Origin of the sequence: Pseudarthrobacter defluvii (genome assembly GCF_030323865.1) — a bacterium.
Classification (GTDB): Bacteria; Actinomycetota; Actinomycetes; order Actinomycetales; family Micrococcaceae; genus Arthrobacter; species Arthrobacter sedimenti.
Genome location: NZ_CP066362.1, coordinates 2,350,890 through 2,376,359, shown reverse-complemented (window position 1 = coordinate 2,376,359; position 25,470 = coordinate 2,350,890). Strand labels below are relative to the sequence as shown.

General features: G+C 66.5%; 23 protein-coding genes and 3 tRNA genes. 14 read left to right on the top strand and 12 right to left on the bottom strand.

What is annotated here, in order from left to right; all coding sequences use genetic code 11:
* The first annotated feature begins 70 nt into the window (after positions 1–70).
* Positions 71–973 carry an aldose 1-epimerase family protein gene (locus tag JCQ34_RS10970; protein ID WP_286397556.1) on the top strand — a complete coding sequence of 301 codons (903 nt, stop codon included), beginning with the start codon at positions 71–73 and terminating at the stop codon, positions 971–973.
* On the opposite strand, the gene JCQ34_RS10965 is transcribed toward JCQ34_RS10970, so the two are convergent.
* Positions 970–1,740, bottom strand: coding sequence for an alpha/beta hydrolase (locus tag JCQ34_RS10965; RefSeq protein ID WP_286397554.1), 771 nt, complete (start codon positions 1,738–1,740; stop codon positions 970–972). The genes JCQ34_RS10970 and JCQ34_RS10965 overlap by 4 nt on opposite strands.
* Positions 1,737–2,816: a LacI family DNA-binding transcriptional regulator gene (locus JCQ34_RS10960; RefSeq protein WP_286397552.1), complete on the bottom strand. Its 1,080-nt coding sequence runs from the start codon at positions 2,814–2,816 to the stop codon at positions 1,737–1,739. Before JCQ34_RS10960 ends, JCQ34_RS10965 begins: the two co-directional genes overlap by 4 nt.
* Positions 2,817–2,984: 168 nt before the next feature.
* On the opposite strand from JCQ34_RS10960, the gene JCQ34_RS10955 reads away from it, so the two are divergent.
* From JCQ34_RS10955 to JCQ34_RS10945, 3 genes are read left to right on the top strand one after another with little or no spacing between them, the layout of a single operon-like run.
* Entirely contained in the window at positions 2,985–4,154 is a 1,170-nt protein-coding gene (locus JCQ34_RS10955; protein WP_286397550.1) for a Gfo/Idh/MocA family protein, read from the top strand.
* Positions 4,154–5,368, top strand: coding sequence for a dihydrodipicolinate synthase family protein (locus tag JCQ34_RS10950; RefSeq protein WP_286397547.1), 1,215 nt, complete (start codon positions 4,154–4,156; stop codon positions 5,366–5,368). Before JCQ34_RS10955 ends, JCQ34_RS10950 begins: the two co-directional genes overlap by 1 nt.
* Positions 5,365–6,204, top strand: coding sequence for a sugar phosphate isomerase/epimerase family protein (locus JCQ34_RS10945; RefSeq protein ID WP_286397545.1), 840 nt, complete (start codon positions 5,365–5,367; stop codon positions 6,202–6,204). Before JCQ34_RS10950 ends, JCQ34_RS10945 begins: the two co-directional genes overlap by 4 nt.
* Before the next feature lie 136 nt (positions 6,205–6,340).
* Here JCQ34_RS10945 and xylB read toward each other — a convergent pair whose 3' ends face one another.
* Both xylB and xylA read right to left on the bottom strand, forming a co-directional pair.
* The gene (xylB, locus tag JCQ34_RS10940) at positions 6,341–7,765 is read right to left on the bottom strand and encodes a xylulokinase (RefSeq protein ID WP_286397543.1); all 1,425 of its coding nucleotides are present in this window, start codon (positions 7,763–7,765) and stop codon (positions 6,341–6,343) included.
* A 96-nt stretch (positions 7,766–7,861) separates the two neighbouring features.
* Positions 7,862–9,049 carry a xylose isomerase gene (gene xylA / locus JCQ34_RS10935; protein ID WP_286397541.1) on the bottom strand — a complete coding sequence of 396 codons (1,188 nt, stop codon included), beginning with the start codon at positions 9,047–9,049 and terminating at the stop codon, positions 7,862–7,864.
* A 148-nt stretch (positions 9,050–9,197) separates the two neighbouring features.
* Between xylA and JCQ34_RS10930 the strand changes: the two genes are divergently transcribed.
* Positions 9,198–10,421 carry an ROK family protein gene (locus JCQ34_RS10930; RefSeq protein ID WP_286397539.1) on the top strand — a complete coding sequence of 408 codons (1,224 nt, stop codon included), beginning with the start codon at positions 9,198–9,200 and terminating at the stop codon, positions 10,419–10,421.
* A gap of 52 nt (positions 10,422–10,473) precedes the next feature.
* Here the strand turns inward: JCQ34_RS10930 and JCQ34_RS10925 are convergent, their stop codons facing one another.
* On the bottom strand, positions 10,474–11,745 hold the full coding sequence (locus tag JCQ34_RS10925) for a hypothetical protein (protein ID WP_286397537.1): 1,272 nt from the start codon (positions 11,743–11,745) through the stop codon (positions 10,474–10,476).
* A gap of 201 nt (positions 11,746–11,946) precedes the next feature.
* Positions 11,947–12,019 (bottom strand) — tRNA-Arg (locus JCQ34_RS10920).
* Positions 12,020–12,226: 207 nt separating this feature from the next.
* Between JCQ34_RS10920 and JCQ34_RS10915 the strand changes: the two genes are divergently transcribed.
* The 3 genes from JCQ34_RS10915 to ettA all read left to right on the top strand — a co-directional run bounded on the left by JCQ34_RS10915 (position 12,227) and on the right by ettA (position 15,290).
* Positions 12,227–12,778 (top strand): single-stranded DNA-binding protein, encoded by a 552-nt coding sequence (locus tag JCQ34_RS10915; protein ID WP_286397535.1) that lies wholly within the window; start codon positions 12,227–12,229, stop codon positions 12,776–12,778.
* Positions 12,779–12,985: 207 nt separating this feature from the next.
* The gene (locus tag JCQ34_RS10910; RefSeq protein ID WP_286397533.1) at positions 12,986–13,546 is read left to right on the top strand and encodes a DUF6993 domain-containing protein; all 561 of its coding nucleotides are present in this window, start codon (positions 12,986–12,988) and stop codon (positions 13,544–13,546) included.
* Positions 13,547–13,607: 61 nt separating this feature from the next.
* A complete protein-coding gene (gene ettA / locus JCQ34_RS10905) occupies positions 13,608–15,290 on the top strand; it encodes an energy-dependent translational throttle protein EttA (protein ID WP_286397532.1) in 1,683 nt (560 codons plus the stop codon).
* Between the two features lie 144 nt (positions 15,291–15,434).
* Here the strand turns inward: ettA and JCQ34_RS10900 are convergent, their stop codons facing one another.
* Positions 15,435–16,355 carry an acyl-CoA thioesterase gene (locus tag JCQ34_RS10900; protein ID WP_286397530.1) on the bottom strand — a complete coding sequence of 307 codons (921 nt, stop codon included), beginning with the start codon at positions 16,353–16,355 and terminating at the stop codon, positions 15,435–15,437.
* A gap of 62 nt (positions 16,356–16,417) precedes the next feature.
* Between JCQ34_RS10900 and JCQ34_RS10895 the strand changes: the two genes are divergently transcribed.
* Complete coding sequence (locus tag JCQ34_RS10895) at positions 16,418–17,080, top strand: hypothetical protein (protein WP_286397528.1); 663 nt, start codon at positions 16,418–16,420, stop codon at positions 17,078–17,080.
* Between the two features lie 45 nt (positions 17,081–17,125).
* Here JCQ34_RS10895 and JCQ34_RS10890 read toward each other — a convergent pair whose 3' ends face one another.
* Both JCQ34_RS10890 and JCQ34_RS10885 read right to left on the bottom strand, forming a co-directional pair.
* The gene (locus tag JCQ34_RS10890; protein ID WP_286397526.1) at positions 17,126–17,593 is read right to left on the bottom strand and encodes a globin; all 468 of its coding nucleotides are present in this window, start codon (positions 17,591–17,593) and stop codon (positions 17,126–17,128) included.
* Between the two features lies 1 nt (position 17,594).
* Complete coding sequence (locus JCQ34_RS10885; protein ID WP_286397524.1) at positions 17,595–18,278, bottom strand: mechanosensitive ion channel family protein; 684 nt, start codon at positions 18,276–18,278, stop codon at positions 17,595–17,597.
* A 66-nt stretch (positions 18,279–18,344) separates the two neighbouring features.
* Between JCQ34_RS10885 and JCQ34_RS10880 the strand changes: the two genes are divergently transcribed.
* A complete protein-coding gene (locus tag JCQ34_RS10880) occupies positions 18,345–19,343 on the top strand; it encodes an NAD-dependent epimerase/dehydratase family protein (protein ID WP_286397522.1) in 999 nt (332 codons plus the stop codon).
* Here the strand turns inward: JCQ34_RS10880 and JCQ34_RS10875 are convergent.
* Positions 19,340–19,813: an OsmC family protein gene (locus tag JCQ34_RS10875; protein WP_286397520.1), complete on the bottom strand. Its 474-nt coding sequence runs from the start codon at positions 19,811–19,813 to the stop codon at positions 19,340–19,342. The two genes, JCQ34_RS10880 and JCQ34_RS10875, sit on opposite strands and share 4 nt — an antisense overlap.
* Positions 19,810–22,383 (bottom strand): aminopeptidase N, encoded by a 2,574-nt coding sequence (gene pepN / locus JCQ34_RS10870; protein WP_286404442.1) that lies wholly within the window; start codon positions 22,381–22,383, stop codon positions 19,810–19,812. The genes JCQ34_RS10875 and pepN overlap by 4 nt, the downstream gene beginning before the upstream one ends.
* 173 nt (positions 22,384–22,556) lie before the next feature.
* On the opposite strand from pepN, the gene JCQ34_RS10865 reads away from it, so the two are divergent.
* From JCQ34_RS10865 to JCQ34_RS10855, 3 genes are all read left to right on the top strand, one after another.
* Entirely contained in the window at positions 22,557–23,576 is a 1,020-nt protein-coding gene (locus JCQ34_RS10865) for a hypothetical protein (RefSeq protein ID WP_286397519.1), read from the top strand.
* An 87-nt stretch (positions 23,577–23,663) separates the two neighbouring features.
* Positions 23,664–24,158 carry a ribose-5-phosphate isomerase gene (locus JCQ34_RS10860; RefSeq protein ID WP_286397517.1) on the top strand — a complete coding sequence of 165 codons (495 nt, stop codon included), beginning with the start codon at positions 23,664–23,666 and terminating at the stop codon, positions 24,156–24,158.
* Positions 24,158–25,117: an Fpg/Nei family DNA glycosylase gene (locus JCQ34_RS10855; protein ID WP_286397515.1), complete on the top strand. Its 960-nt coding sequence runs from the start codon at positions 24,158–24,160 to the stop codon at positions 25,115–25,117. Before JCQ34_RS10860 ends, JCQ34_RS10855 begins: the two co-directional genes overlap by 1 nt.
* Before the next feature lie 48 nt (positions 25,118–25,165).
* Here the strand turns inward: JCQ34_RS10855 and JCQ34_RS10850 are convergent.
* Positions 25,166–25,239 (bottom strand) — tRNA-Gly (locus JCQ34_RS10850).
* Positions 25,240–25,371: 132 nt separating this feature from the next.
* Between JCQ34_RS10850 and JCQ34_RS10845 the strand changes: the two genes are divergently transcribed.
* Positions 25,372–25,446, top strand: a tRNA-Pro gene (locus tag JCQ34_RS10845).
* The last annotated feature ends 24 nt before the right edge of the window (positions 25,447–25,470 follow it).

Genomic DNA, 25,470 nt, shown 5'->3' with positions numbered 1-25,470 from the left:
TTAGCCAGTATTGACGAGGTGCGTGAGGTACGCTGGTGAGCGCTAACACATTCTGAAGCAGAGGGAACCCATGCCCGGAACAGAAGTCCACCTGGCCCACGGAGCCTACTCCGCCGTCGTGACCGTCCGGGGGGGAGCGCTGCGCGAACTGCGCCATGGCGACAGGGACCTGGTGGTGGGCTTCGGCCCGGACGGCCCCGTTCCCGACTACCGGGGCGTCGTCTGTGCGCCCTGGCCCAACCGGCTGGCGGACGGCACCTACACCTACGCCGGAAGGTCCTTTGCTGCGGCCGTTAACGAACCGGAACGCGGCTGCGCCCTCCATGGCCTGGCGATCCACCGGGCGTGGGAGGTCAAGGAAACGGCCGAAGACCGGGCGGTCCTAAGCTGCCACATCCCGCCCGGCCCCGAATACCCGGGCGATCTCGACCTGACCGTTACGTATGCCCTTGCAGCCGACGGACTCCATGCAACGGTGCATGCGGTCAACACCGGTTCTGTCCCCGCTCCTTACGGGGTATGCCCGCACCCCTATCTCGTGGCCGGCGCCTCGCCGCTGGACGACTGGTCGCTGGAACTTCCTGCCCGCACCTACCTTGAGGTCACGCCCGACCGCCTGCTGCCCGTAGCCTTGCGGCAGGTTGACGGCGACGCCTTCGACTTCCGCTCGGTCCGGCGCTTGGGGCAGGTCAAGATCGACCATGCCTTCACAGACATTTCCCGGGACGGTTCCGGCCTGGCGCGGGTGCGGGTGCACGACCCGTCCGGCACGGGCGTGGAGCTGGAATGGGGGACGGAGTGGCCCTGGGTCCAGGTGCACACCGGTGACAAGCCCGTTGGCCCGGACCGGCTGGGGTTGGCCGTTGAACCCATGACCTGCCCGCCGGACGCCCTGAACTCGGGAACGGACCTGGTACACCTCCAGCCCGGCCAGTCCCATTCGGCGGCCTGGACCATCCGGGCCCTGGACTAGCGTTGGCTGGCCGCGGCAGCACCCGCGCGGGCGTCCGCCCAGCCGGAACGTTCCAGCCACGCGGCGCACAACGAAGTCCACTGGTCCGGCCCTGGCTCGCCCGGGGCAAGTCCCAGTCCATGCCGTCCCTGCGGGAAGACATGGAGTTCCGCTTGGACGCCGGCAGCGAATAAGGCCCTGGCGTAGTTCAGGCTGTTGCTCACCGGCACGGCTTCATCGTCGGCAGTATGCCAGAGGAACGCCGGGGGAGTCCCGGGAGTGACGTTCAGTTCCGCCGACAGCGCCGCCAGGAGGTCCGAGGGCGGTGCGTCGCCAAGGAGGTTCGCCACCGATCCCTGGTGCGGCTCGTGGGTCAGTGACGCCACGGGGTAGCACAGCACCGAAAGGTCCGGCACCGCGGCGGGAAGGTCAAGCTTCGGATTCCCCGTGGCCGCGGCCGTGCTCAGGGTGGCGGCCAGATGTCCTCCGGCTGAGAAGCCAAGGACGCCCACGCGGTCCGGGTCCACGGCGAGCCCATGCTGCCCGCTCCGGATGTGGAGCATGGCTTCCTTGGCGTCTTCCAGGGGAGCCGGATGCCGGTGCGGTGCCACGCGGTAGCGCAGTACGAAGGCATGGATGCCAAGGGAGGCGAGCCACTCCGCGACGGGTTCGGCCTCGTGGTCGGCTTGGCGGGCATAGCCTCCGCCGGGGAGGACCAGGATTGCCGGCCGGGGCCCAGCGGCTTCCGGATGTGCCGGAATGGCGGTCAGCCCGCGGGGCGCCGTCACGCTGCCACCTCCGTGCTGCGCCGCAGCGTGACCTCGCCGGTAACGTCACCGGGGTGGACGTGGTCCGTGTCCTCGCCGTTGGGCTGTGGACCAGTGGCCCGGGTGGCAAAGCGTCCAATGTCTTCCAGCGGCAGGCGGACGGTGGAAAGGGCCGGCCGGAAGTCGCGAAGGGTTTCGATGTCGTCGAAGCCGGCGATGGCGGCGTCCCGCGGGATGCGCAGGCCCTCCGCGCGGAGGGCAGCGGCCGCCCCGATGGCCATCACATCATTGACGGCGAAAATACAGAGCTTCCCGCCCGCCGTCGCGCTGGACTGGGCGGCCTTGATCCGTTCGGCCAGTTGAAGCCCGGCCTCATAGCCGCCGGACCGGTTGAATGCGGTCCTGATCACTTCCGCCTGCCCCCGCCCTGCGCGCTCCAGTCCTTCCTGGAAGCCGCGCACCCTGTCATCGGAGGTCAGGAGGCCTTCGGGTCCGGCGACAATGACGAAGCCGCCGTCCCAGCCTGCCGCAAGTTCGGTGGCGAGCTGCCCCGCGAGCTCCTGGTTGGGGACTCTGACTACGTGGTAACCCTCCTGGACGGTGGCACCCACCACGGGATGTCCCACTACGGCCACCTGGCCCCCGTTCCGGCAGTACCGGTCAAGCTCCGCCGCCAGTTCGGCGTTGCCGTCCTGGTCCTCGCTCCGGCAGGAGCGGGATCCGGCAATGACGATCGAGTCCGCACGGCGGGCGGCGAAGGCGGCCACCGCTTCCTTCTCCTCCGCCGGTCCGCCCCCGGTGGTGGCCAGCAGCACCATCTTGCGCTGTTCCCTCGCGGCTTCCTGGACTCCCCGTGCGATCGCGGCGAAGTAGGGGTCGGCGATGTCGTGGACGATCAACCCGATCAGGCCCGAGCTGGATTTTGCCAGCCCCTGGGCCTGCGCATTCGGAATGTAGCCCAGCGAGTCCGCCGCCTGCCGAACCCGCTCGGCGATGTCCTTGCCCGGCTTGCGGGCCGAGCCGTTCAGCACGCGTGAAGCCGTGGCGGGGGAGACGCCGGCAAGGCGTGCCACCTCGGTAAGGGTACTTGCAGCCACTGCATCTCCTGGTCGTCGGTCGGGGCTCAAAGGCTAAGCACATTATGGCAGTTCAAACTACTTCCGGAAAGCGCTTGCCAACGGGAAACGCGCCGTGCATCATTGAAGCAGCGGGAACGCGCTTTCCCACTTAGCTTCAGTACATTGCTCACTCACCGTGGAGGACACATGGGCTTCGAAACGAAAACGATCCGCATCGCCATGAACGGCATTACCGGCCGGATGGGTTATCGCCAGCACCTGCTGCGCTCCATCCTGCCCATCCGCGATGCCGGCGGCTTCACCCTGGAGGACGGTACGCGGGTCCAGGTGGAGCCGATCCTGGTGGGCCGCAACGAGGCCAAGATCCGGGAGCTGGCGGAAAAGCACAAGGTCTCTGAATGGACCACTGACCTGGACGCCGTGATCAACGACCCCACTGTCGACGTCGTTTTCGATGCCTCCATGACCAGCCTGCGCGCCGCCACCCTGAAGAAGGCAATGCTGGCGGGAAAGCACATCTTTACGGAGAAGCCCACGGCGGAAACGCTGGAAGAGGCCATCGAGCTGGCGCGGATCGGCAAGGAAGCCGGCGTCACCGCCGGCGTCGTCCATGACAAGCTCTACCTCCCCGGCCTGGTTAAGCTCCGCCGCCTCGTGGATGAGGGCTTCTTTGGCCGCATCCTCTCCATCCGTGGCGAATTTGGCTACTGGGTCTTCGAAGGCGACATCCAGGCGGCCCAGCGTCCGTCCTGGAACTACCGCAAGGAAGACGGTGGCGGAATGACCACGGACATGTTCTGCCACTGGAACTATGTCCTTGAGGGCATCATCGGCAAGGTCAAGAGCGTCAATGCCAAGACGGCTACCCACATCCCCGCCCGTTGGGACGAAGCGGGAAAGGAATACAAGGCCACCGCGGATGACGCTTCCTACGGCATATTCGAGCTCGAGACCCCGGGCGGGGACGAGGTCATCGGCCAGATCAACTCCTCCTGGGCAGTGCGCGTCTACCGCGACGAACTGGTGGAATTCCAGGTGGACGGTACTCTCGGCTCCGCAGTTGCCGGCCTTAACAAGTGCGTCGCCCAGCAGCGCGCGCACACCCCCAAGCCCGTTTGGAACCCCGACCTCCCCGTCACCGAGTCCTTCCGTGACCAGTGGCAGGAAGTTCCCGCCAACGCCGAGCTCGACAACGGCTTCAAACTGCAGTGGGAAGAGTTCCTGCGCGATGTGGTCGCCGGCCGCGAACACCGCTTCGGCCTGCTGTCCGCCGCCCGCGGTGTCCAGCTGGCCGAGCTTGGCCTGCGCTCCAGCGACGAACGCCGCACCATCGACATCCCGGAGATCAGCCTCTAATGACTTCACTCATCCTTCCGTCCGAAGATGGCGGCACCAGGGAGTACCGCCTGCAGGGCGGCACTGCCTGGGCCCGGCCCACTGCCCCCTTGACGGCGCGCCGTGCCTACGCCGCCGCCCACGTCATTCCCGAGGTCCTGGCCGACAACACCCCGGGCGCCCCCGCGCGCCTCGACTGGGACGCCACCATGGCCTACCGGCATGAGTTGTGGTCCTACGGCCTGGGCGTTGCCGATGCCATGGACACCGCCCAGCGCGGCATGGGCCTGGACTGGGCCGCCACGCAGCAGCTCATCAAGCGCACAGGGGTGGAGGCTGCCTCGGTGGTTTCGGCCAACAGCCCGGTCACCGCGGGCAAGTCCGTCCGGGACCTCGTATCCTGCGGCGCCGGCACCGACCAGTTGGACATCGACGCCCTGCCCACCGGTGAGGCCGGGATCAAGGCAGTCCTCGAGGCCTACCGCGAACAGATCGCCGTCATCGCCGAGGCCGGGCCCAAGGTCATCCTGATGGCGTCGCGTGCCCTGGCAAAGGTGGCCAGTGGTCCGGAGGATTACCTTCGCGTCTACTCCACACTGCTGCAGGAAGTGGACCAGCCGGTCATCCTGCACTGGCTGGGCACCATGTTCGACCCCGCCCTCGCCGGCTACTGGGGTTCCGGCGACGTCGCCACCGCCACCGAAACCTTCCTGGGCCTGATCCGGGACAACGCGGACAAGGTGGACGGCGTCAAGGTCTCGCTGCTCGACGCCAGCCACGAGGTGGCCCTGCGCGCTGCCCTGCCCGAGGGTGTCCGCCTCTACACCGGCGATGACTTCAACTACCCCGAGCTCATCGACGGCGACGGTACCCACCACTCCGACGCACTGCTTGGCATCTTCGCCGCCATCTACCCGGCCGCCTCGGTGGCCCTGCAGAACTACGAGGCCGGAAACGCCGCCAAGGCACGCGAAATCCTGGACTCCACCCGCGAACTGGGCAAGCACATCTTCAGCGCCCCCACGTTCTACTACAAGACCGGCATCGCCTTCATGTCCTGGCTCAACGGCAAGCAGCAGGGGTTCCAGATGGTGGGCGGACTGCACTCGGGCCGCTCGGTGTGCCACCTGTCCAGGACCTTTGAGCTGGCCGACAAGGCCGGCCTGCTGAGGGATCCGGCGCTCGCGGCTTTCCGGATGTCCGACTACCTGCGGATCAACGGGGTGGGAGTATGAGCGACTTCTCCCGCCTCTCCATCAACAGCGCCACCACCAAGAAGTGGACGCTCGCCCAGGTGGTCGAGGGCTGTGTCAACGCGGGGATTCCGGCAATCGGCCCCTGGCGGGACCGCGTCGAGGAAGCCGGGCTTGATAAGGCTGCACGCCTCATCAAGGACGCCGGCCTTCGGGTGTCTTCCCTTTGCCGTGGCGGATTCCTCACCGCCGCCGACGCCGAAGGGCAGGCCGCCGCGCTCGCAGACAACCGCGCGGCCATCCTCGAAGCCGTGGCCCTTGACACCAGGGAGCTGTTCCTGGTGGTGGGGGGACTGGCCCCGGGGGAGAAGGACATCGTGGCCGCCCGGCAGCGGGTGGCCGACCGGCTTGCTGACCTGGTGCCCTTCGCGCAGGAAAACGGCGTCCGCCTGGTGCTGGAACCACTGCATCCGATGTATGCTGCGGACCGCGCACTCATCTCCACCCTGGGGCAGGCCCTGGACCTCGCGGCGCCGTTCGATGCAGCGACGGTGGGGGTCGCCGTCGACACTTTCCATGTGTGGTGGGACCCCGAACTGAAGGCGCAGATTCAACGTGCCGGACGTGAGAACCGGATTGCCTCCTACCAGGTGTGCGACTTCAACATGCCCATCGCCGCCGATCCGCTGCTCTCGCGCGGGTACATGGGCGACGGCGTGGTGGACTTTGCCACCATCGGCACCTGGGTGCGCGAGGCCGGGTACACCGGTCACATTGAGGTGGAAATTTTCAACCAGGAGATCTGGGACACGGACGGCAATGCTGTCCTGGCCACGGTCAAGGAGCGGTACGCGGAGCTTGTCCTGCCGTATGCCTGACCTGGTGTAAGACCGCGGGCTCCTGCTACGTCACGGCAGGAGCCTGCGCCCCACATGAAAGGACCCGGACCAGCGGTGGTTGTCCCACCGCTGGTCCGGGTCCTCTTTTCTGTGCGCTTCCCGCTGCCAGCCCTGGCTAGCCCTGGGCGTACAACGAGGCGAACCTGCGGTACCTTGCCAGCACGCCGGCGTCGTCCGTTCCGTGTTGAAGGTCGACGGCGTCTGCCGCCCAATTGGGGAATTGTCCGGTGAGTGCCGCGGCGGCCTGGCGCGCGGCTCCGTCGGCGACATACTCACCCGGCTGGGGGACGGTGACGGCCGTTCCCAGCAGGCTGGCGGCGACTTCCTGCACAGCAACCGACTGGGCGCCCCCGCCGACCAGGAGGATCCGCTTTGGCTGCACGCCTTGCGCCTGCAGGGCCGCCAGGCCGTCGGCCAGGGAGCAGACCACGCCTTCGACGGCGGCGCGCGCCAGGTTGGCTGGGGTGTAGTTGGCCCGGGTGATGCCATGCAGTGAGCCGGTGGCATCCGGCAGGTTCGGCGTCCGCTCGCCGTCGAAGTAGGGAACCAGCGTGAGGCCACCCGCGCCCGGCCCGGCCGACAATGCCAGCTGGTTGAACTCCGCCAGGTCCACGCCGAGCAGGGCAGCGGTGGCATCGAAGATACGGGTGGCATTCAACGTGCATACCAGCGGCAGGTAGTGGCCGGCCGCATCCGCGAACCCTGCCACCAGCCCGGAAGGATCTGCCGCCGGGTTGTCAGACACTGCAAAGACGGTACCTGATGTGCCCAGCGACATCACCACGTCGCCCAGTGCGGCGCCTGCACCGAGGGCGGCGGCCGCGTTGTCGCCGGCGCCGGGAGCCAGGAGAGCGCCTGCCGGAGTCTTTCCTGCCGTTTCCAGCGGCCCGAGGACCCTGGGAAGGGCCGGCACATGGCCGAGCGATGCGGTCAGGACGTCCGGAAGGTACGTGCCTTCGGCGGTCGAATAATACCCGGTGCCTGAGGCGTCCGAGCGGTCTGTGGCCAGGGCGGCCAATCCCTCTGCTCCGCTGCCTGGCCCGAAGCCGCCGAGCCGCCAGGTCAGCCAGTCGTGCGGGAGGCAGACCGCGGCCACCTTCGCGGCGTTTTCCGGCTCGTTGGCTGCCAGCCAGCGCAGCTTGGTCACCGTCAGGGATGCGACCGGAACGGTGCCGGTGGCACTGGCCCAGTACTGCGCTCCGGCGGCGGGATCGCCGCCGCCGGCACTCTCGATGAGTTCAGCGGCTGCGCCTGCGCTCCGGGTGTCATTCCACAACAGCGCCGGACGGATCACCGCACCATCGCTGTCCAGGCAGACCATGCCGTGCTGCTGGCCGCCGACGGCGACGGCGCTGACATCATCGAGCCCGCCGGCGTCCGCCACGGCCTTTTGCAGGGCAGTCCACCAGTGGTCCGGGTGGACCTCGGTGCCCTCGGGGTGGGCGGCCCGGCCCTGGCGGACGAGCGCCCCGGTGTCCGCATCGCGGATGACTACTTTGCAGGACTGGGTGGAGCTGTCGACTCCGGCTACGAGCGGCATGGGTGTTCTTTTCTTGTGCAGGAATGTTTTTGTGCAGGAATGGAAACGCTGCGGGGCCTGGATTATCTCCAGGGCCCCGCAGCGGGTACTAAGTGGCTAGTGGGCGCCCAGCAGGTGCTCGATGGCCAGCTGGTTGAGCCGGACAAACGCGAAGGAGCGTTCGGCGGCCTTGTCGGCGTCGAAGTCCTCAAAGGCTGCGGCGTCTGCGAGCAGGTCCGCGGTGCTTTCACCGGCGGCGAGGGTGGACTCGCCGAGTTCAAAGACGCCTGAGGTCTTGAGGGCTTCCTGAACCCGCGGGTCTGCACGGAAGGCCAGGGCACGCTCCTTGAGCAGGAGGTACATGGCCATGTTGGCCTTGGCGGACTCCCACACTCCGTCGTAGCCGTCGGTGCGGGAGGGCTTGTAGTCGAAGTGGCGGGGGCCGTCGTACTTGGGGCCGCCGTTCGGGAAGCCGTTCTCCAGCAGGTCGACGGTGAAGAAGGCGCTGGTGAGGTCGCCGTGGCCGAAGACCAGGTCCTGGTCGTACTTGATGCCGCGCTGGCCGTTGAGGTCGATGTGGAAGAGCTTGCCGGCCCACAGCGCCTGGGCGATGCCGTGGGTGAAGTTCAGCCCTGCCATCTGCTCGTGGCCGGTTTCGGGGTTCAGGCCCACGATGTCGCCGTGTTCCAGCTGGGCGATGAAGGCCAGGCCGTGGCCCACGGTGGGCAGGAAGATGTCGCCGCGGGGTTCGTTCGGCTTGGGCTCCAGGGCGATGCGGAGGTTGTAGCCCTTCTCCTTGATGTAGCCGGCTGCGGTGTCCACGCCCTCCTTCATGCGGTCCAGCGCGGCGGCCAGGTCCTTGGACCCGTCGTATTCGCTGCCTTCGCGGCCGCCCCACATGACGAAAGTTTCGGCACCGAGTTCGGCGGCGAGGTCGATGTTGCGCAGGACCTTGGACAGGGCGAAGCGGCGGATCGAGCGGTCGTTGGAGGTGAAGCCGCCATCCTTGAAGACGGGGTGGCTGAACAGGTTGGTGGTGACCATCGGAACCTTCAGTCCGGTCTCGGCCAGGGCTGCACGGAAGTTCTTCAGAATCAGCTCCCGCTCCGAGGCGGAGGCGCCAAACGGAACCAGGTCATTGTCATGGAAGGTGATGCCATAGGCGCCCAGCTCGCTGAGCTTGTGCACTGCTTCAACCGGGTCAAGGGAGGCGCGGGTGGCGACGCCAAACGGGTCGGCTCCAGTCCAGCCGACCGTCCAAAGGCCAAAGGTGAACTTGTCGGCGGGGGTGGGGGAGAGGGTCATGATTGCGTCCTTGCGATCGGGCGCTTCGCGGGATTGCGAAGCATTAGTTCATTGCCTGAACTATATGAGCGGACGTAGGGTGGGGTCAATAGGTCCAGCTTGCGACAGCCGGAAAAATTATCGGAGCCATAAACCAAGGAGCTTTGTGATGGTGATGCCGGCGCCTGCAGTGGCGGGACCGGGAGGCGCAGCCCCCGGAAGCGTCGGGGATGTCCGGCGCAGCAACCTTGCCCTGGTCCTGGGCGCAATCGCGGAATTCCCGCGCGGCACCTTTCCCAGCCGCGCGCAGATAGCCGGCGCCACCGGGTTGACCAAAGCGTCGGTTTCCAGCCTGGTGCTGGACCTCCTGGACGCCGAAATCATTCGGGAAATAGGCCTGAACCCTCAGGGGCGCGGCCGGCCGGGTGTCGGACTGGAGCTTAACCCGGGGCGCGCCGTCATGGGGATGGAAATCAATGTGGATTACATCTCGGCGGCCGTGGTCGACCTGGCCGGGAATGTCCTGATCCGTGAGGTGAAGGAGCGCGACAACCGCAACAGCCCGGACGCCCCGGTGCTGGCGGCGCTGGCAGTCCTGGCCGCGCGGGTACGGAGCGCGGCGGGCGAGCGGGGGGTCGAGGTCCTCGGTGGAGGGCTGGCCGTTCCTGGACTCGTTGACCCTGCCGCGGCCCGGGTACTCACCGCCCCCAACCTTGGGTGGGTCGATGTGGACCTTGACCTTGGTGCGTTGCTGCCCGAAGCTCCCCTGGGTGTGGCGCTTTTCAACGAGGCCAACGCCGCAGCCCTGGCGGAACTGAGGTACCGGCCGGACGGTGCCTCCGACTTCCTGTTTGTCTCTGGCGAAGTGGGTGTCGGTGGCGGGATCGTCATCGGGTCCGAGCTGTTCACGGGCCCGGAAGGCCATGCCGGCGAAGTGGGACACATCGTGGTGGAGCCGGACGGCGGCCGCTGTTCCTGCGGCGGTACCGGTTGCCTTGAAACCGTCGCCGGCCAGGACGCCATTTTCGCCGCATCCGGCCTGGCTCCGGAGGCTGCATCACGGTCCGCCAGCATGTCCGCGCTGCTGGGGGCGCTGGAGGGTGGAGACCCCCAGGCGGTATCCGCCGTTGAACGGGCGGCCCGCTGCCTGGGCATCGCGCTCGCGTCAACGGCGCGGGTGGTCAATATCCACTCGGTGGTCCTCGGTGGGCACTTCGCGGTCCTCGAGCCCTGGCTGCGCGGCCCGTTGCTCGAAAGCGTGCAGAAATACGCCCCGGGCAAGTACGCGTCCGAACAGGTCACAGTCTCCGCGGTGGGCGAGTCGGGCGCGCTGCTGGGCGCAGCCGGCAGCGTCATCCGGTCGCTGGTGGAGGCGCCGCACCGGCTGCAGTAGCGCTAAAGGAAAAGCTGCGTTTTAAGCAGACTGGCCGTTGGTCATCCCGCAGTCATTTTTCGAGCGCCGGGCAGGGTATCTCGACGGAGCCGGTGAAGTAGTGCGGTGCAACAGCAGCGGTGAAAGCAGCCGCTTCGCCGGAGCTGCACTTTTCTGCTCCGGTGGCCACCTGTTCAGCCCAGGACGGTCCGGAGTCCCTGGTCGTGAAGGGAGGGAAGTACATGGACGTGAGGAGCAGGCCAAAACCCACCAGGATCCCTGGCTGTGTCCAGTGTGCCCACCTCACCAACGCAGACGAAAGCACCGGCACTAGGGCCAGGACAAACATGGTGGCTGCTACCGAATACCGGGTGAACGCGAACTGTTCAATCCAATCGGCGTCGGTAAACCGGGCGTAATCGAGGAACGGCGCCGGGTTCGCCGCGGCGCAGGCAATCCACACCAAAATGGACGCGGAGAGGAACATCATCGCCAGGCGGCGGTGCTGCCGCCGCCCGTATATGAAGACGGCCGCGGTGGCGACAGCAATGATCAGGAACGCCAAAATTACCGGTGCGGCGCCGAAATTGACGATCTGCTGGGTCAGTGCCCGTGCGTAACCATAGACCAGGGGCCCCGCGGTGTTTAGCGGCCACCCGTAGATCAGTGATGCTGGATCCAGTTGGTATTGCGTGTACGGAGCCCTCGGATAAGTCACCGTGGTGTACAACTGGGCGCACAATCCCAGTGCAAGTCCTGCTTTCGCAGGCCACAGGCTGCGGTTGCGCCAGCGGTAGAGGAACAACGGCGTGAAGAGGACCGATATGATCTCCGTCGATGCCGTGGCGAATGCTGCACCGAACAGCAGGAGCGCTTCAGCCCGCGTTCGTGCCGGTTTGATCAGGAGCCATGGGGCGAGCCAGAGCAAGTACCAGTGCAAATTCGCGAAGTTGCCAAGTGTTTCGATCGCTCCCACGTTGACGAATATGGGGATCGCTGCCCATGCTCCACGTATCCATACACTCGTCGTCAGGGAACTCGAGCAGTGGAAGGTCATCAGTGCTATGCAGGCGAGGGCTGCGCAGGCCAGGAAGTTCATGGCGTATGCGTAGTCGGGTACGGCGAATCCCCGGACCACGATTTCTGCCGCTATGCGGGGGATGAAGTGCAGATATCCCGCGTAGGGCTTGAATGGCGTCCAGCGATCGTCCGGGGCCATGGCATCGGACAGGAAGACGGCCCCGTCCTCTGCCCAGAGGACGCCCTGCGCGTGTGCCGGGAGCCTCCACCAGGACAGCAGGCTGACCAGTACCAGCGCGCCGAGATAGGACAGTGCTTTTGTCACCCGCGTTTTCAATGGACCTGCCCTCATCCCATTCCCCCATGGAATGCCGGACTTAATCTAATGGACGGGATCTAACGGCATCAAAACGGGGCCGGCGGGTGACGGACTTTTTCACAGGAAGAGCGGCAATTGGCTGCATCCGAAGGATACAAAGATGCGGTCCCGCCCAGCGCGTCGGCTGGCCGGGACCGCATCTTTCGGTGCCCCAGGAGGGAATCGAACCCCCGACCGGCGGATTAGAAGGCCGCTGCTCTATCCCCTGAGCTACTGAGGCATCGGCTTCCGGCCCAGGGGCCGGCGCCTCCAAAAGTTTACATTGCCCGGGGTGCCGGTGGCGGCATCCTGCCGCCACCCCTCCTCCACACACGATGTAACGGCGGTTGTTGTCCACATATGAAAATCCATGCCTGCTGTCCGCCGTTGTCCGGCGCGATGCTGGTCATGCCTGCTAAAGGCGCCACCATCCAGACAGGACGTAGACATGAGCGAAACGATCATCACCATCCGGGGCTTCGTGGCCACGGAGATAACGAGTTCCACCACGCCAGGGGGAGTGGCAACGGCCTCCTTCCGGCTCGGGTCCACCGCCCGCCGTTTTGACCGGGCATCCAGGACCTGGGGTGACGGACACACCAACTGGTACACGGTCCAGGGCTACCGCAACCTTGCTGGAACCCTGGGCTGCAGCATCAGGAAGGGACAGCCGGTCATCGTCGTGGGCAAGCTGAAGATCCACACCTGGGAAAAGGACGGCCGGGTGTACCACTCCACCATCATCGACGCGGAGGCCGTGGGGCACGATCTCACCTTTGGGTCGGCAAACTTCATTCGTACGGCGTCCAGGCCGGCACTCTCCCTGGTGGAGCAACCGTCAGTTCCCGATGACGCCGAAATGGACCAGGTTCCGGATGAACTGGAGGACCAGGAGGATGAACACGCCGAGGACCACGGCCAGCCCTCCGTCGTCATCGAGGACAGCGACGGTGCCCTCGCCTCGCTGGACCTGGAAACGGGGGAACTCGCCGAGGTCTAGGAAACGCGTATTACTTACCAGCGTCCCCGTTCAGTCCCGGGCGGATGGACGGCGGCACCCCCCCGGCCGCCCTCCATCCGCCCGTCAAATGCCTGATGGCCGTCCGCCTATTGCTGCCGACGGTTCCGGACGATGCTTCCCGCAGCCCCACACCGGGTACCGGTCTTGCACGCCGGTCGATGCCTGCGTCCATGGCAGAATGACACCATGCATCCCACCCCTTACCAGCGGCCCAACAAACGCGCCGGTGCAGCACTGGCGTGCGCCGCCCTGGCCTGTGTGCTGTCGGGGTGTGTTGCCGGCCCTTCGGCGAGCCAACCGGCATTCGGGGCCAGCGAGGGGCAGACGTCGCCGCAGGCCAAGGCAACCGACGGTGGACCGCAGGAGCCTGCCCAGGCAACTGGTTCGGCCGCGGGAAGCACTCGGCCCAGCGGAGAACCGCTGGCCGACACGTCCGGTGGGGCGCCAGCGGCTGCAGCGGCTACCGAGGCGGTGAAGCGCACTGTGACGGACACTCTTACCAAATTGGCAAGCGGAACCCCGAAACCGGCCACAGCCCAGGTCAGCGAAGCCCTGACGGGTGCAGGCATCGCACCGGGTGTTCTCCAGGTATCGCAAAGCCGGACGCCCACCGGACTGGAAGCGGATGCCATCGAAGCGGCCGTGCTGCAGGGGAGGGATTGTGTCATCGGGCAGGTGCGCGAAGGCGCTGTAACCGTCACGGTGCTTCCGGTGCTGGCCAGCGGTAAATGTTTCGTGGGCTCCTGATGGCGGTAGCCTGCCGGCTGCAAATGTGAGATCTGCCCGCCGACCCACTAGATTTGAGACCATGGCGGAATTTATCTACACAATGACCAAGGCCCGCAAGGCCGTTGGCGAAAAGCTCATCCTTGATGACGTAAGCATGTCCTTCTTCCCGGGCGCCAAGATTGGTGTTGTGGGCCCCAACGGTGCCGGTAAGTCCACCATCCTGAAGATCATGGCCGGGCTGGACACGCCCTCCAACGGTGAGGCCAGGCTCAGTCCCGGCTACAGCGTAGGCATCCTGCTCCAGGAACCACCCCTTAACGAGGAAAAGACCGTCCTGGGCAACGTCCAGGAAGGCGTGGGCGAGATCTACGGAAAGATCCAGCGCTTCAACGAGATCTCCGAGGAAATGGCCAGCCCCGACGCTGACTATGACACCCTCCTCGAAGAAATGGGCAAGCTGCAGGAAGCCATCGACGCCGCCGATGCGTGGGACCTCGACTCCCAGTTGGAACAGGCCATGGACGCGCTGCGCTGCCCGCCGGCCGATGCTGATGTCACCAACCTTTCCGGTGGTGAACGCCGCCGCGTGGCACTTTGCAAGCTGCTCCTGCAGAAGCCGGATTTGCTGCTCCTCGATGAGCCCACCAACCACCTGGATGCCGAAAGCGTCCTGTGGCTCGAACAGCACCTCTCCAGCTACCCCGGCGCCGTCCTTGCCGTGACCCACGACCGCTACTTCCTGGACCACGTGGCTGAATGGATCGCCGAAGTGGACCGCGGCCACCTGTACCCCTACGAGGGCAACTACTCCACGTACCTGGAGAAAAAACGCGCCCGCCTGGAAATCCAGGGCAAGAAGGACGCCAAGCAGGCCAAGCGCCTCGCCGAGGAACTCGAGTGGGTCCGCTCCAACGCCAAGGGACGCCAAACCAAGTCGAAGGCCCGTCTGGCCCGCTACGAGGAAATGGCCGCAGAGGCGGACCGTACCCGCAAGCTTGACTTCGAAGAGATCCAGATTCCGCCGGGACCCCGCCTGGGCGGCCTGGTCCTGGAGGCCAAGAACCTCCAGAAGGGCTTCGAGGACCGGGTCCTGATTGACGGGCTGTCCTTCACCCTGCCCCGCAACGGCATCGTGGGCGTCATCGGCCCCAACGGCGTGGGCAAGACCACCCTGTTCAAGACCATCGTCGGCCTGGAACCGCTCGACGGCGGCGACCTGAAGATTGGTGACTCGGTCAAGATCTCCTACGCGGACCAGAGCCGCGGCGGCATCGACCCCAACAAGACCCTGTGGGAGGTCGTGTCCGACGGGCTCGACTTCATTCAGGTGGGCAACGTCGAGATGCCGTCCCGCGCCTACGTGGCCGCGTTCGGCTTCAAGGGCCCGGACCAGCAGAAGAAGGCCGGCGTCCTCTCCGGCGGTGAGCGGAACCGCCTGAACCTCGCCCTTACCCTGAAACAGGGCGGCAACCTGCTGCTGCTTGACGAGCCCACCAACGACCTCGACGTCGAAACCCTGAGCAGCCTGGAAAACGCGCTGCTCGAGTTCCCCGGCTGCGCCGTGGTGGTCTCGCACGACCGCTGGTTCCTGGACCGGGTGGCCACCCACATCCTGGCCTACGAGGGCGACGACGAAAACCCCTCCAAGTGGTACTGGTTCGAGGGCAACTTCGAATCCTACGAGGAGAACAAGGTCCAGCGGTTGGGCCCCGACGCCGCCAAGCCGCACCGCGTCACCCACCGGCGCCTCACCCGCGACTGATCTGCGGGGTCCGGCAACGGATGACTAACGCATAAGAGTAAGGCCGGCACCCGATGTGAACTGTTCGAGATGAACAATTCACCGGGGTGCCGGCCTTACCCATTCCCGCGGCTAAGGTGCCGCCGCTGGAGCTGCCGACAGGGTTTACGCGTTTTCCGGGAGAGCAGGAATGCGGACCATGCCCTCCTGGGCCACTGAGGCGACATGGTGGCCCTCACGGTTGAAGATCTTGCCGGTGGCCAGTCCCCTGGCGCCATGAGCACTGGGGGACTCCTGGACGTAGAGAAGCCATTCATCAACGCGTGCCGGGCGGTGCCACCACATGGCGTGGTCCAGGCTGGCGACGTTCATGCCCGGGCTGGTCCAGTTCAGGCCGTGCCGTCGAAGGATGGACTCAAGGAGCGTGTAGTCGCTGGCGTAGGCCAGGGCCGCACGGTGCAGGTTCGAGTCGTCCGGCATCGGGCCGAAAGTCTTCATCCACACGGCGTTGCGGGCCTCGCGCGGTCCGGTTGCGGACACATACAGCGGCGGGTCGACGTGTCGGATGTCGAACGGGCGCTCGTACGCCCAGTGCCGGGCCACTGGGTGGTCGAACTTTCCCAGCAGGTCAGCGGTGCTGGGCAGTGATTCAGGGTCCGGGATTCCGGCCGGCATGGCAGAGGAGTGGTCAATGCCTTCATCTTCACCCTGGAAGGAGGCGATCATCGACAGGATGGGCACCCCGTCCTGGTAGGCGTGCACGCGCCGGGCGGAAAAGGACCGGCCGTCGCGCAGCCGCTGCACCCCGAAGGTGATGGCCTTGTTGGCGTCACCGGGCCGCAGGAAGTAGCCGTGCATGGAGTGGACGAACCGCTCCGGATCCACCGTCCTGGTGGCCGCGACCAGTGACTGCGCAAGCACCTGCCCGCCGAACACCCGGTGGTGGGGCTGCTGCTGGGAGGGGCCCAGGAAAATATCCTCATCCGTCCGTGCGCCCTCAAGCTCACCAAGGTCCAGCAGTTCGATCAGTGATGAGGTTGGGTCTCCGCTTGGCGGCGCCAGCAGTCCGGCTTCGGCTTCAGTCATGGGTCTGACTCTAGACGTCGCCGCGGGAACCACTCAACCGGACAGCCGGTAGTGTCTTAGGTGTGTCTGAACTTCTCACTTCGTCCTTCCGCTTCGCCGATCCCCGGGATCTGGCCGACCTCAAGACGTTCGCCACGCGGGCCAAGTCTATCGACGACAGCGGAGCTATGCGCCTGCAGGCCGCCGGCCTGGTCCTTGCCGCCTACGTTTGCGTCCTGCGGCCCAGGCTCCTGGGCGAATCGACGCCCACCATTCTGGGCCTGCGCACCATGGCCCTGGCGGAACCGTCCGGGACAGATGTCACCGTTGCCTTGTCATCCGTCCTGGACCGGCTCGCGCGGGTAGGGGAGCAGGTCGTCGAATTCCCGGTGCCGCCCACCACAGTCAGCGAGTCGTGGACGGGGGTGGGCGCGCCGCGGGGCGGATGGGAGCTGCTGGGGTCCGTCAGCGACGCCCGGCTTCGGGCTGCGGCGGAGGCGGGCATAGCCGAAGTGGCAGGCATTGTGCCGGACAAGCCGGGTGCCCTCATCGTCAATAACGCACGGGCTGCAGTCTGGGGACGCGAACTGGATGACGCCGGCCTGCCCGCCGGTGCAGCCTTCGCAGCCTTGGCGTTGGGGTTCCTGGGTGACGGGGACCAGAAGCTGTACCGGGCCGGCCGCTGGTTCCGGCTGACAGGGCCCCGCGGCCACGTCCTGGCCCGGACCGGCAGCGGCCTGCTTTAGGCCCCTGCGGCTGCGGCCGTATCTGCACTTGCGGTTATCAAGAGTTCAGGAGTCGGAAGGGCTATTCACCATGGACAGCGCGGCCCGCTCCATGTAGTCCCACAGGGTGCCCTCGTAAAGCGGCGGCAATTCCAGGGCATCCACGGCGGTGCGCATGTGGAACAGCCACCGGTCCTTTGCCTCGGGCGTGACCCTGAACGGCATATGCCGCATCCGCAGGCGCGGGTGGCCGCGTTCCTCGCCGTACGTGGTGGGGCCGCCCCAGTACTGCTCGAGGAACATTAGGAAACGGCGCTTTGCGGGGGCCAGGTCCTCTTCCGGATACATCGGCCGCAGCACCGGATCGGTGGCTACGCCGTCGTAAAAGACATCGATGAGCTTTACGAAGGTGTCGTGTCCACCCACTGCATCGTAGAAGCTGTCGGTGTAGTCCGGCTTGCTGAAGGGATCATTCTGCATCAACGGCGGCCGCTGGCCCTGGACGGGGCGGCGCGGCTCGATGGGAAGCGACATGCTAGTCCCCGGCTTTCTGGTCTGTCTTCTTGGTCTCAACGTGCGCCGAGCCCTGCTCGGTGGTCCCGTCGTCGGATTCGTGCAGCGGGACATAGCGCCCCTGCGACCGGTTGCCCACGCGCAGAATCTCGCCGTTGCGCAGGTACCAGATGGCGCCGTCGTCCGAGCGGACCCGGGTGATCCGCAGGCCCATGGACTCCACCACGCCCACCACCTCGCTGGTTTCGATGACGTCGCCGATTCCGTACTGGTCTTCAATGGTAATGAAAATCCCGGCCAGGAAGTCGCGGATCAGCTGCTGGGCGCCGAAGCCGATGGCCACACCCAGGATTCCCACGCTGGTCAGAAGCGGGGCGATATTGATGTCCAGGTTCTGCAGCACGTACATGCCGGTGATGATTACCACCAGCACGCCCACCACGCTGTTCAGGAGCGAGCCGATGGTCTCCGCGCGCTGGACCCGGCGTTCATGATCCAAGGCGCGGAAGGCCGGCGCCACCCATTTGAAGGTGGGCTTCTTGAAGAAATTGCTTCCCGCCGCGACGCGCTTGGTAATGCGCGAGATGATGAAGGTCGCCACCAGCCAGACGCCGACGCCAATGCCGAGGCTGATCACGATGCCCGGGACGCTCACACCGCTTGGCTGGCTGGTGGCAGGGGGCAAGAGGGAAAACATGCTGACCATGGGTGGAAATAGCTCCTTGGGATATTGCTCTGTTCTCTTTCAACCCTAGCGCCGTAGCGTGGAGCAATGCGCATCCTCATCCTCGGCGGAACCGCCTTCCTTTCCAAGGAGATTGCCAGTCAGGCGGTTGCCGCCGGCCATGACGTCACGTGCCTGGCGCGCGGAACAACGGCTGCGCCGCCGCCCGGCACAGAGTGGATCAGGGCGGACCGGTCAACAGGGCAGGCAGCATACCAGGAACTGGCCGGGGACTGGGATGCCGTGATCGAGGTCGCGCGGGACCCCAAACCGGCGCGGGAAGCCTTGGCGGCACTCACGGGCCGGGCTGGGCACTGGACCTTCGTGTCCAGCTGTTCGGCCTACGCCGACAACTCCGTGCCCGGCGCGGCGGAGAACGCACCGCTTCTGCCGGCGCTGCCCGCCGGGACGCTGTCCACGCCGGAGAATTACGGCGAGTCTAAAGTGGCCATCGAGGAAGCCACCCTGGAAGCCACACACGGGACGGCCCACCTCTGCCGGGCAGGCCTCATCAGCGGCCCCGGCGACCCCACCGACCGCTACGGCTACTGGCCCGCCCGCTTCGCCAGGAACTCCGGACCAGTGCTCGTCCCGGACATCGGCGGCGGCCCCACGCAGGTCATCGACGTGCGGGACCTGGCGGCCTGGATCCTGCGGGCTGCAGAAGAGGGGATCACCGGACCCCTGAACGCCATGGGGGACCATGTACCCTTTGCGGACATCGTGAGCGCCTGCCGGAAGGCTTCCGCCTCGCACGAAGCTGCCGTCACGGCTTCAGGGGACTGGCTGGTGGAGCAGGGCGTCAACTATTGGTCCGGGCCGGAGTCCCTTCCCCTCTGGCTGCCACCGCACCACGAGGGCTTCATGGCCCGCAGCAACCGGGCAGCCAAAGCCGCCGGCATGGTGCTGCGGCCGTGGCAGGAAACCATGGCGGACACCCTGGCTGACGAACGTGCCCGCGGGCTGGGCCGGCCCCGGAAGGCCGGCCTGCAGCCCGCTACTGAGGAACGCCTCCTACGGCTGCTCCACAATGAAAGCGGCGGTTAGCCCGCCACGGTCTCCGGCTGGTGTTCCACCGGAAAGTTCACGCTCCGCGCGATGAAGCAGACCTGGTTGGCCTCATGGTGCAGCGACGCGGCCAGTTCGGCCTGTGCGGCATCGGCCACCGTCACGTGCGGATGCAGGACAACCCGCTCGAACTGTCCGCTGCCGTCCCTGTTGAGCCGCATCAGCCCGGTTGCCTCGTCCCGGTAGTCAGTGACCACCACACCGTGCTTCACGGCCACATGCAGATAGGAGAGCATGTGGCACTGCGCCAGTGCGGCCAGGAGGAGCTGCTCCGGATTGTACCGTTCCCGGTCTCCATGGAACGTGGGATCGGCCGAGCCCTTCAGGGGCGGCAGGCCCGGAATGAGCACATCGTGGTCCCGCGAGTAGCTCCGGTAGGACGAGGTTCCGTCTCCCCGGTTGCCGGTCCACTGGACTGCCAGGGAGTAGTGGTGCTCGCCGAGGCTCACTGCGGGCTGCCGTCCGCCACCACGTCAGCTGCGCGTGCACGCAGGGCGCGGGCAACGCCGTCGCGGTTTTCCAGCATCATGCGGCGAAGTGCGGCACTTTCGGCCGGCAGCGACGCCAGGAAGCCGTCGGTCCGGTCGATGGTGGCCTGGGTGGTCAGCAGCGCCGGGTAGAGGCCGACGACGATTTGCTGGGCCAGTGCGTGGGTGCGGGTTGCCACGATGCCAGGCACAGCCGCAAAGTACTTTTCGGAGTACGGCTCCAGGAGGGAGCGGTCCAGCACCCGCATGAAGCCGGTCACCGCCGATCCCTGCAGCGCGTTGGACAGTTCGCCCTTGACCACAATGGACTCCCAGGCCGCGGCCTTCGCCTCCGGGGTGGGAATGGCGGCCTTGGCCAGCGCGGCAGCATTCTGTCCGCTGGAGGTGTTGTCCCGCTGCAGCTCCGAGTCGATGCCGTCCTGGCCCATCCGGCCGCCGGCCACCAGCGAGGCCACCAGTTCCCACCGGAGGTCCTGGTCCAGGCTCAGTCCCTCCAAAGCCACCGACCCGTCCAGCAGGCCGGCCACCCGGTCCAGCTGGGACCCGCTGCGAGCCAGGAGGGCAAAAGCCTTGATGAACTGCAGCTGTCCATCGGAGCCTGCCGGAACCTCCGCAGCCAGATCCCACAGCCGGTCCGCCGCCGCCGCCGTAGTGGCCTCGCGGTGTTCTTCGGCCACATAGAAATTCAGGGTGGTGGCCAGTTGGCGGAGCTGGACCAGGATCACGGACGAGTCGGTCTCCGCGGCCACGTTGGCCAGGATCAGCTCCACGTACTTCCGGGCCGGAGTCTCGCCGTCCCGGGCGGCGTCCCACGCCGAGTTCCATACCAAGGTCCGGGGCAGGCTTTCAGTGAAGTCCTTCAGGCGGGCGGTGGCGGTGGCCAGCGACTTGGGATCCAGCCGCACCTTGGCATAGGCGAGGTCGTCGTCGTTGATGAGGATCAGGTCCGGCTGGGCAAGGCCGGCCAGTGCCGGCACCTCAGTACGTTCGCCGTCGACATCCAGCTCCTCGCGGTGCACCCGCTCCAGCTTGCCTGCGCCGTTCAGGTTGTAGAACCCCACGGCCAGACGGTGGGGGCGGAGCGTGGGCCATTCGGGAACCGCCGTCTGCTGGATGGCGAAGGACCGCAGTGTCCCATCCGGGTCCACGTCCAGCTCGGGAGCGAGGGTATTGACGCCGGCGGTTTCCAGCCACTGCCGGCCCCAGTCATCCAGGTCGCGTCCGCTGGCCTTTTCCAGTTCAACCAGCAGGTCCCGGAGCTCGGTGTTGTGCCACGAGTGCTTCGCGAAGTACTCGCGCACACCTGCCATGAACTGTTCGGGCCCCACCCAGGCCACCAACTGCCGGAGCACCGAGGCACCCTTGGCGTAGGTGATGCCGTCGAAGTTGACCTCAACGTCCTGCAGGTCGTTGATTTCGGCGAAGATCGGGTGCGTGGTGGGGAGCTGGTCCTGCCGGTAGGCCCAGGACTTCTCCACGGACGCGAACGTGGTCCAGGCACTGGTGAAGGAGGTTGCCTCCACCGCCGCCAGGTGGGACATGTACTCGGCGAAGGATTCGTTCAGCCAGAGGTCATTCCACCAGCGCATGGTCACCAGGTCGCCGAACCACATGTGCGCCAGTTCGTGCAGGACGGTGATGGCGCGGCGCTCGATCTGGGCGCCGGTGACCTTGCTGCGGAAGACATAGCCTTCCAGGATGGTCACGGCACCGGCGTTCTCCATGGCGCCGGCATTGAACTCCGGAACGAACAGCTGGTCGTACTTTTCGAACGGGTACGGGCAGCCGAACTGCGCCTCGAAGAACCCGAATCCCTGGCGGGTGAGTTCGAAGATGTTGTCCGCGTCCAGGTACTGCGTCAGCGATTTCCGGGCAAAGACGCCGAGCGGGATGACGCGGCCGTCTGAGCTGGTGACCTCACTGCGGACGGACTGGTAGGGGCCGGCAATCAGGGCCGTGACGTAGGAGGACAGCCGGGGCGTCGGGGCGAAGGTCCACACCGATCTGGCCGAGCCGTCTTCTGCCGGGGCGGCTTCCTCCGGAGAAGGTGTGGGGGAGTTGGAGATGACGTCCCAGTGCGACGGTGCCGTGATGGTGAAGGCAAACGTTGCTTTCAGGTCCGGCTGCTCGAACACGGTGAACATCCGGCGGGAATCGGGAACCTCGAACTGCGTGTACAGGTAGACCTCGTTGTCCACCGGGTCCACGAACCGGTGCAGGCCTTCCCCGGTGTTCATGTAAGGCATGTCGGCCACAACGGTCAGCTCGTTGTGCTCCGCCAGGTCCGGCAGCTGGATCCGCACGCCGTCCGACACGGTGGCCGGGTCAAGGCTGCGGCCGTTCAGGGTCACGCCGTGCACCGTCCGGGTGACAGCGTCGATGAAACTGGACGATCCCGGTGCCGCCGTGAACTTCACGGTGGTGGTGCTGCCAAAGACCTCGCCGCCGCGGGTCAGGTCGAGGTTGACGTCGTAGGACTCGACGGTGATCAGTTCGGCGCGCTCACGGGCTTCGGTGCGCGTCAGGTTCATGCCTGGCAAAGGAGGTCCTCCAGAGGTGTTTCGGCTGCCGGCCGGTGGTCCCGGTTCCGGCACTGTGATGCATTCTTCCATCCCGGCAGTCCTTGGCAAGTTGCGCAGGTCACAGCGGTCTCCCTGCCGGGCCGGACGGTTGGCGGGGCTGCCGCAGGGGTAGCGTTAAATACATGGGAAAGCTGCTGGATTCGGTAGACACCAAGGCGATGCGTTTTGCTGTCGGGTTCCCCGTCGTGCTGGCCGCCGCCTTCGTCTACTGCGCGTTTCTGCTGCGTCCGGACCTTCCGGATCCACTCGCCATCCAGTGGACGGACGACGGCGGTGCAGCCTTCGCGCCATTTGGCGCCTATGTAGGGGTTGGTGCCGCGGGAATCGCCGTGGCAGGCTGGCTGGTCCTGCTGCAGGCGGTACCCCTCGGCCGGCCGGTCATGATGCGGCGCATCATGATGGGGGCGGGGCTGTTCCTCAGCCTGTTCATCACCTCGGCCCTTGCCGCAGGGCTGATCGGCCAAACCGGGCTGGCCGACGCCCGGCAGTCGCATGTGGACATGACAGTCCTCGCCCTCGGCAGCGGCGCGGCGGTGTCACTCGGAGTGGCCATGGGCATGGTGTACAAGGCTGACCGGCAATGGTCGCCGGATGACGACCGGGCCCTCCAGATTGCCATTGCCAGGGAGCAGGATCCGGACCTTGCCCGGGACAGCATCCGGCTCTGGGTGCATGCCAGGAGTTCAGTCTTCGTGATGATCGCTATCGCCACCCTGTTCCCGGCTGCGCTGATTGCGGTGGTGGTGCCGTGGCTGGGGATCCTCCTGGTTGTCCTGGCTGTCATCGGCGCTGCGTTCCTCTTTGCCCGCATCAGGGCGGACCGGCGAGGGCTGAAGGTCATGCTGGCCGGGGTGGTCCCGGTCATGGACGTGCCTGCCGGCGCCATTTCAGATGCCAGCGCCGCGGACGTCAAAGCGGCTGACTACGGCGGGTGGGGCTACCGGCACCACCGCGGAACCGCCGCCATGCTGGTGAGCAGCGGGCCCGCCGTCGTCGTCAGCAAGACTGACGGCCAGCGCGTCGCCGTCAGCGGCGGCAGCCAGGCTTCGGCCGCGCGGCTGGCCGAAGTCCTCACCCGGGTGGCCGCCAGGGCCCGGCGCGGCGGAGGCCCGCCACCTGCCGGCAGGCGGACGGAATCCTGAGTCGCGGCCCGTCCTAGTATCCTTATCGGTGTCGTTCCGGCCTCCACCGGCGGCCCGCCAGCCCCACGAAATGAACGGACTTAGCACGTGACCACTACCCCTGCCTTCCCGCGGGTCCACATCGCCACCGACCACGCAGGGATGGAGCTCAGCGCCCACCTCGTCTCCCACCTGACCGGGAAGGGATATGAGGTGGTGGACCACGGTCCCCAGGTTTACGACGCCCAGGACGACTACCCTTCCTTCTGCATCAACGCCGCCCTTGCCGTGGTGGCGGACCGGGAAGCCGGCATCCACGCCCTGGGCATCGTGCTGGGCGGCTCCGGCAACGGCGAGCAGATCGCCGCCAACAAGGTCAGGGGTATCCGCGCCGCCCTCGCTTGGAACCTCTCCACGGCCACGCTGGCCCGCGAGCACAATGACGCCAACGTGGTGGCCCTGGGCGGCCGCCAGCACACGGTGGAAGAAGCCACCGAACTGGTCGAGGCATTCCTGGCCGAACCGTTCAGCAACGATGAACGCCACATCCGCCGGATCGAAAAGATCGCCGTGTTCGAGGCAACCGGCGAGGTCATCGAGTAGTGCCTGAAGGCCATTCCGTCCGCAGGCTCGCCCGGCAGTTCGGCGACGTCTTCGCTGGCGAGGCGCTGGCCGTTTCCAGCCCGCAGGGCAGGTTCAGCGGGGGCGCGGCGCTGCTGGACGGCCGAACCATGGTCGCCGCCGAGGCGCACGGCAAGCACCTGTTCCTGCACTTCGACAACTCGCTGGTGCTGCATGTCCATCTGGGCCTGTACGGCGCCTGGAGCTTTGGCGGGGACAGCACGTTCAGCGGCGCCTCGAGCATCGGCGCCCCGAGGCGGGTAGGGGAGCAGGAGGCGTTCGCTGACGGGGACGACGACGGCGGCGCACCGTACGCCGGACCGCCGGCACCCGTCGGGGCCGTGCGCGTCAGGCTCGCCGGAAGCCACGGCTGGGCGGACCTTCGCGGTGCCACCACCTGCGAGACCATCACGGTGGCGGAAGCAGGCGCCGTGCTGGCGCGGCTGGGGCCGGATCCGCTGCGGAACCTGCGCGGTGACGCCGGCCGGTTCGCCGCCAACGTCCTTGCCCGCAAGACCCCGCTGGCGGCGCTGCTCATGGACCAGAAGGTGATTGCCGGCGTCGGGAACGTGTACCGCGCCGAGGTCCTCTTCCGCCGACGCCTTGATCCGTGGCTGCCCGGAAGCGCACTGGCGGACGGCGATGCCCGCAAGCTCTGGCGCGACATCGTCGCCGTCATGACCGACGGCGTGGCGGACGGGCGGATCATCACCACCCCGCCTAAATATTGGACGCTCGACGGCACCACGGCTGCGAAGGCCGCTGCGGCGGGCGTGCCCGTTCCGGCAAAGAGCGGCAGCTTCCCGCACCGTGACGACGTCCATTTCGTCTACAAGCGGCACGGACTGCCTTGCCGGGTGTGCCGCACCATCGTGCTCATGGCCGACCTTGCCGGCCGGAACCTCTACTGGTGCCCCTACTGCCAGCAGCCAACGGCGTAGGGGCACAAACACAAAAAGGCCCCTCGAAGGAGGGGCCTTTTGTTGTCCTGGAGGGGACGACGGGAATCGAACCCGCGTAATCAGTTTGGAAGACTGAGGCTTTACCATTAAGCTACGTCCCCGAAGGATGATCCGATTTTCAGCGGAATCTCCGGGCTGGCTGTTCAAGCCGGATACAACTAAACCTAATCCATGGCCTACGTGTCAAATGTGCAATCGCGACGCGTATCACCGTAGACTTGCCTGTGCACTTACGGGGTGTAGCTCAGCTTGGCTAGAGCGCCTGCTTTGGGAGCAGGAAGTCGCAGGTTCAAATCCTGTCACCCCGACTCTGCGGCCAGGACCAGTAGGCC

Excerpts from the sequence above, each read along its gene's own strand:
- JCQ34_RS10970 (WP_286397556.1), top strand. The coding sequence starts at position 71 with ATGCCCGGAACAGAAGTCCACCTGGCCCACGGAGCCTACTCCGCCGTC.
- JCQ34_RS10955 (WP_286397550.1), top strand. The coding sequence starts at position 2,985 with ATGGGCTTCGAAACGAAAACGATCCGCATCGCCATGAACGGCATTACC.
- JCQ34_RS10950 (WP_286397547.1), top strand. The coding sequence starts at position 4,154 with ATGACTTCACTCATCCTTCCGTCCGAAGATGGCGGCACCAGGGAGTAC.
- JCQ34_RS10945 (WP_286397545.1), top strand. The coding sequence starts at position 5,365 with ATGAGCGACTTCTCCCGCCTCTCCATCAACAGCGCCACCACCAAGAAG.
- xylB (WP_286397543.1), bottom strand. The coding sequence starts at position 7,765 with ATGCCGCTCGTAGCCGGAGTCGACAGCTCCACCCAGTCCTGCAAAGTA.
- xylA (WP_286397541.1), bottom strand. The coding sequence starts at position 9,049 with ATGACCCTCTCCCCCACCCCCGCCGACAAGTTCACCTTTGGCCTTTGG.
- JCQ34_RS10930 (WP_286397539.1), top strand. The coding sequence starts at position 9,198 with ATGGTGATGCCGGCGCCTGCAGTGGCGGGACCGGGAGGCGCAGCCCCC.
- JCQ34_RS10915 (WP_286397535.1), top strand. The coding sequence starts at position 12,227 with ATGAGCGAAACGATCATCACCATCCGGGGCTTCGTGGCCACGGAGATA.
- JCQ34_RS10910 (WP_286397533.1), top strand. The coding sequence starts at position 12,986 with ATGCATCCCACCCCTTACCAGCGGCCCAACAAACGCGCCGGTGCAGCA.
- ettA (WP_286397532.1), top strand. The coding sequence starts at position 13,608 with ATGGCGGAATTTATCTACACAATGACCAAGGCCCGCAAGGCCGTTGGC.
- JCQ34_RS10900 (WP_286397530.1), bottom strand. The coding sequence starts at position 16,355 with ATGACTGAAGCCGAAGCCGGACTGCTGGCGCCGCCAAGCGGAGACCCA.
- JCQ34_RS10890 (WP_286397526.1), bottom strand. The coding sequence starts at position 17,593 with ATGTCGCTTCCCATCGAGCCGCGCCGCCCCGTCCAGGGCCAGCGGCCG.
- JCQ34_RS10885 (WP_286397524.1), bottom strand. The coding sequence starts at position 18,278 with ATGGTCAGCATGTTTTCCCTCTTGCCCCCTGCCACCAGCCAGCCAAGC.
- JCQ34_RS10880 (WP_286397522.1), top strand. The coding sequence starts at position 18,345 with ATGCGCATCCTCATCCTCGGCGGAACCGCCTTCCTTTCCAAGGAGATT.
- pepN (WP_286404442.1), bottom strand. The coding sequence starts at position 22,383 with ATGAACCTGACGCGCACCGAAGCCCGTGAGCGCGCCGAACTGATCACC.
- JCQ34_RS10865 (WP_286397519.1), top strand. The coding sequence starts at position 22,557 with ATGGGAAAGCTGCTGGATTCGGTAGACACCAAGGCGATGCGTTTTGCT.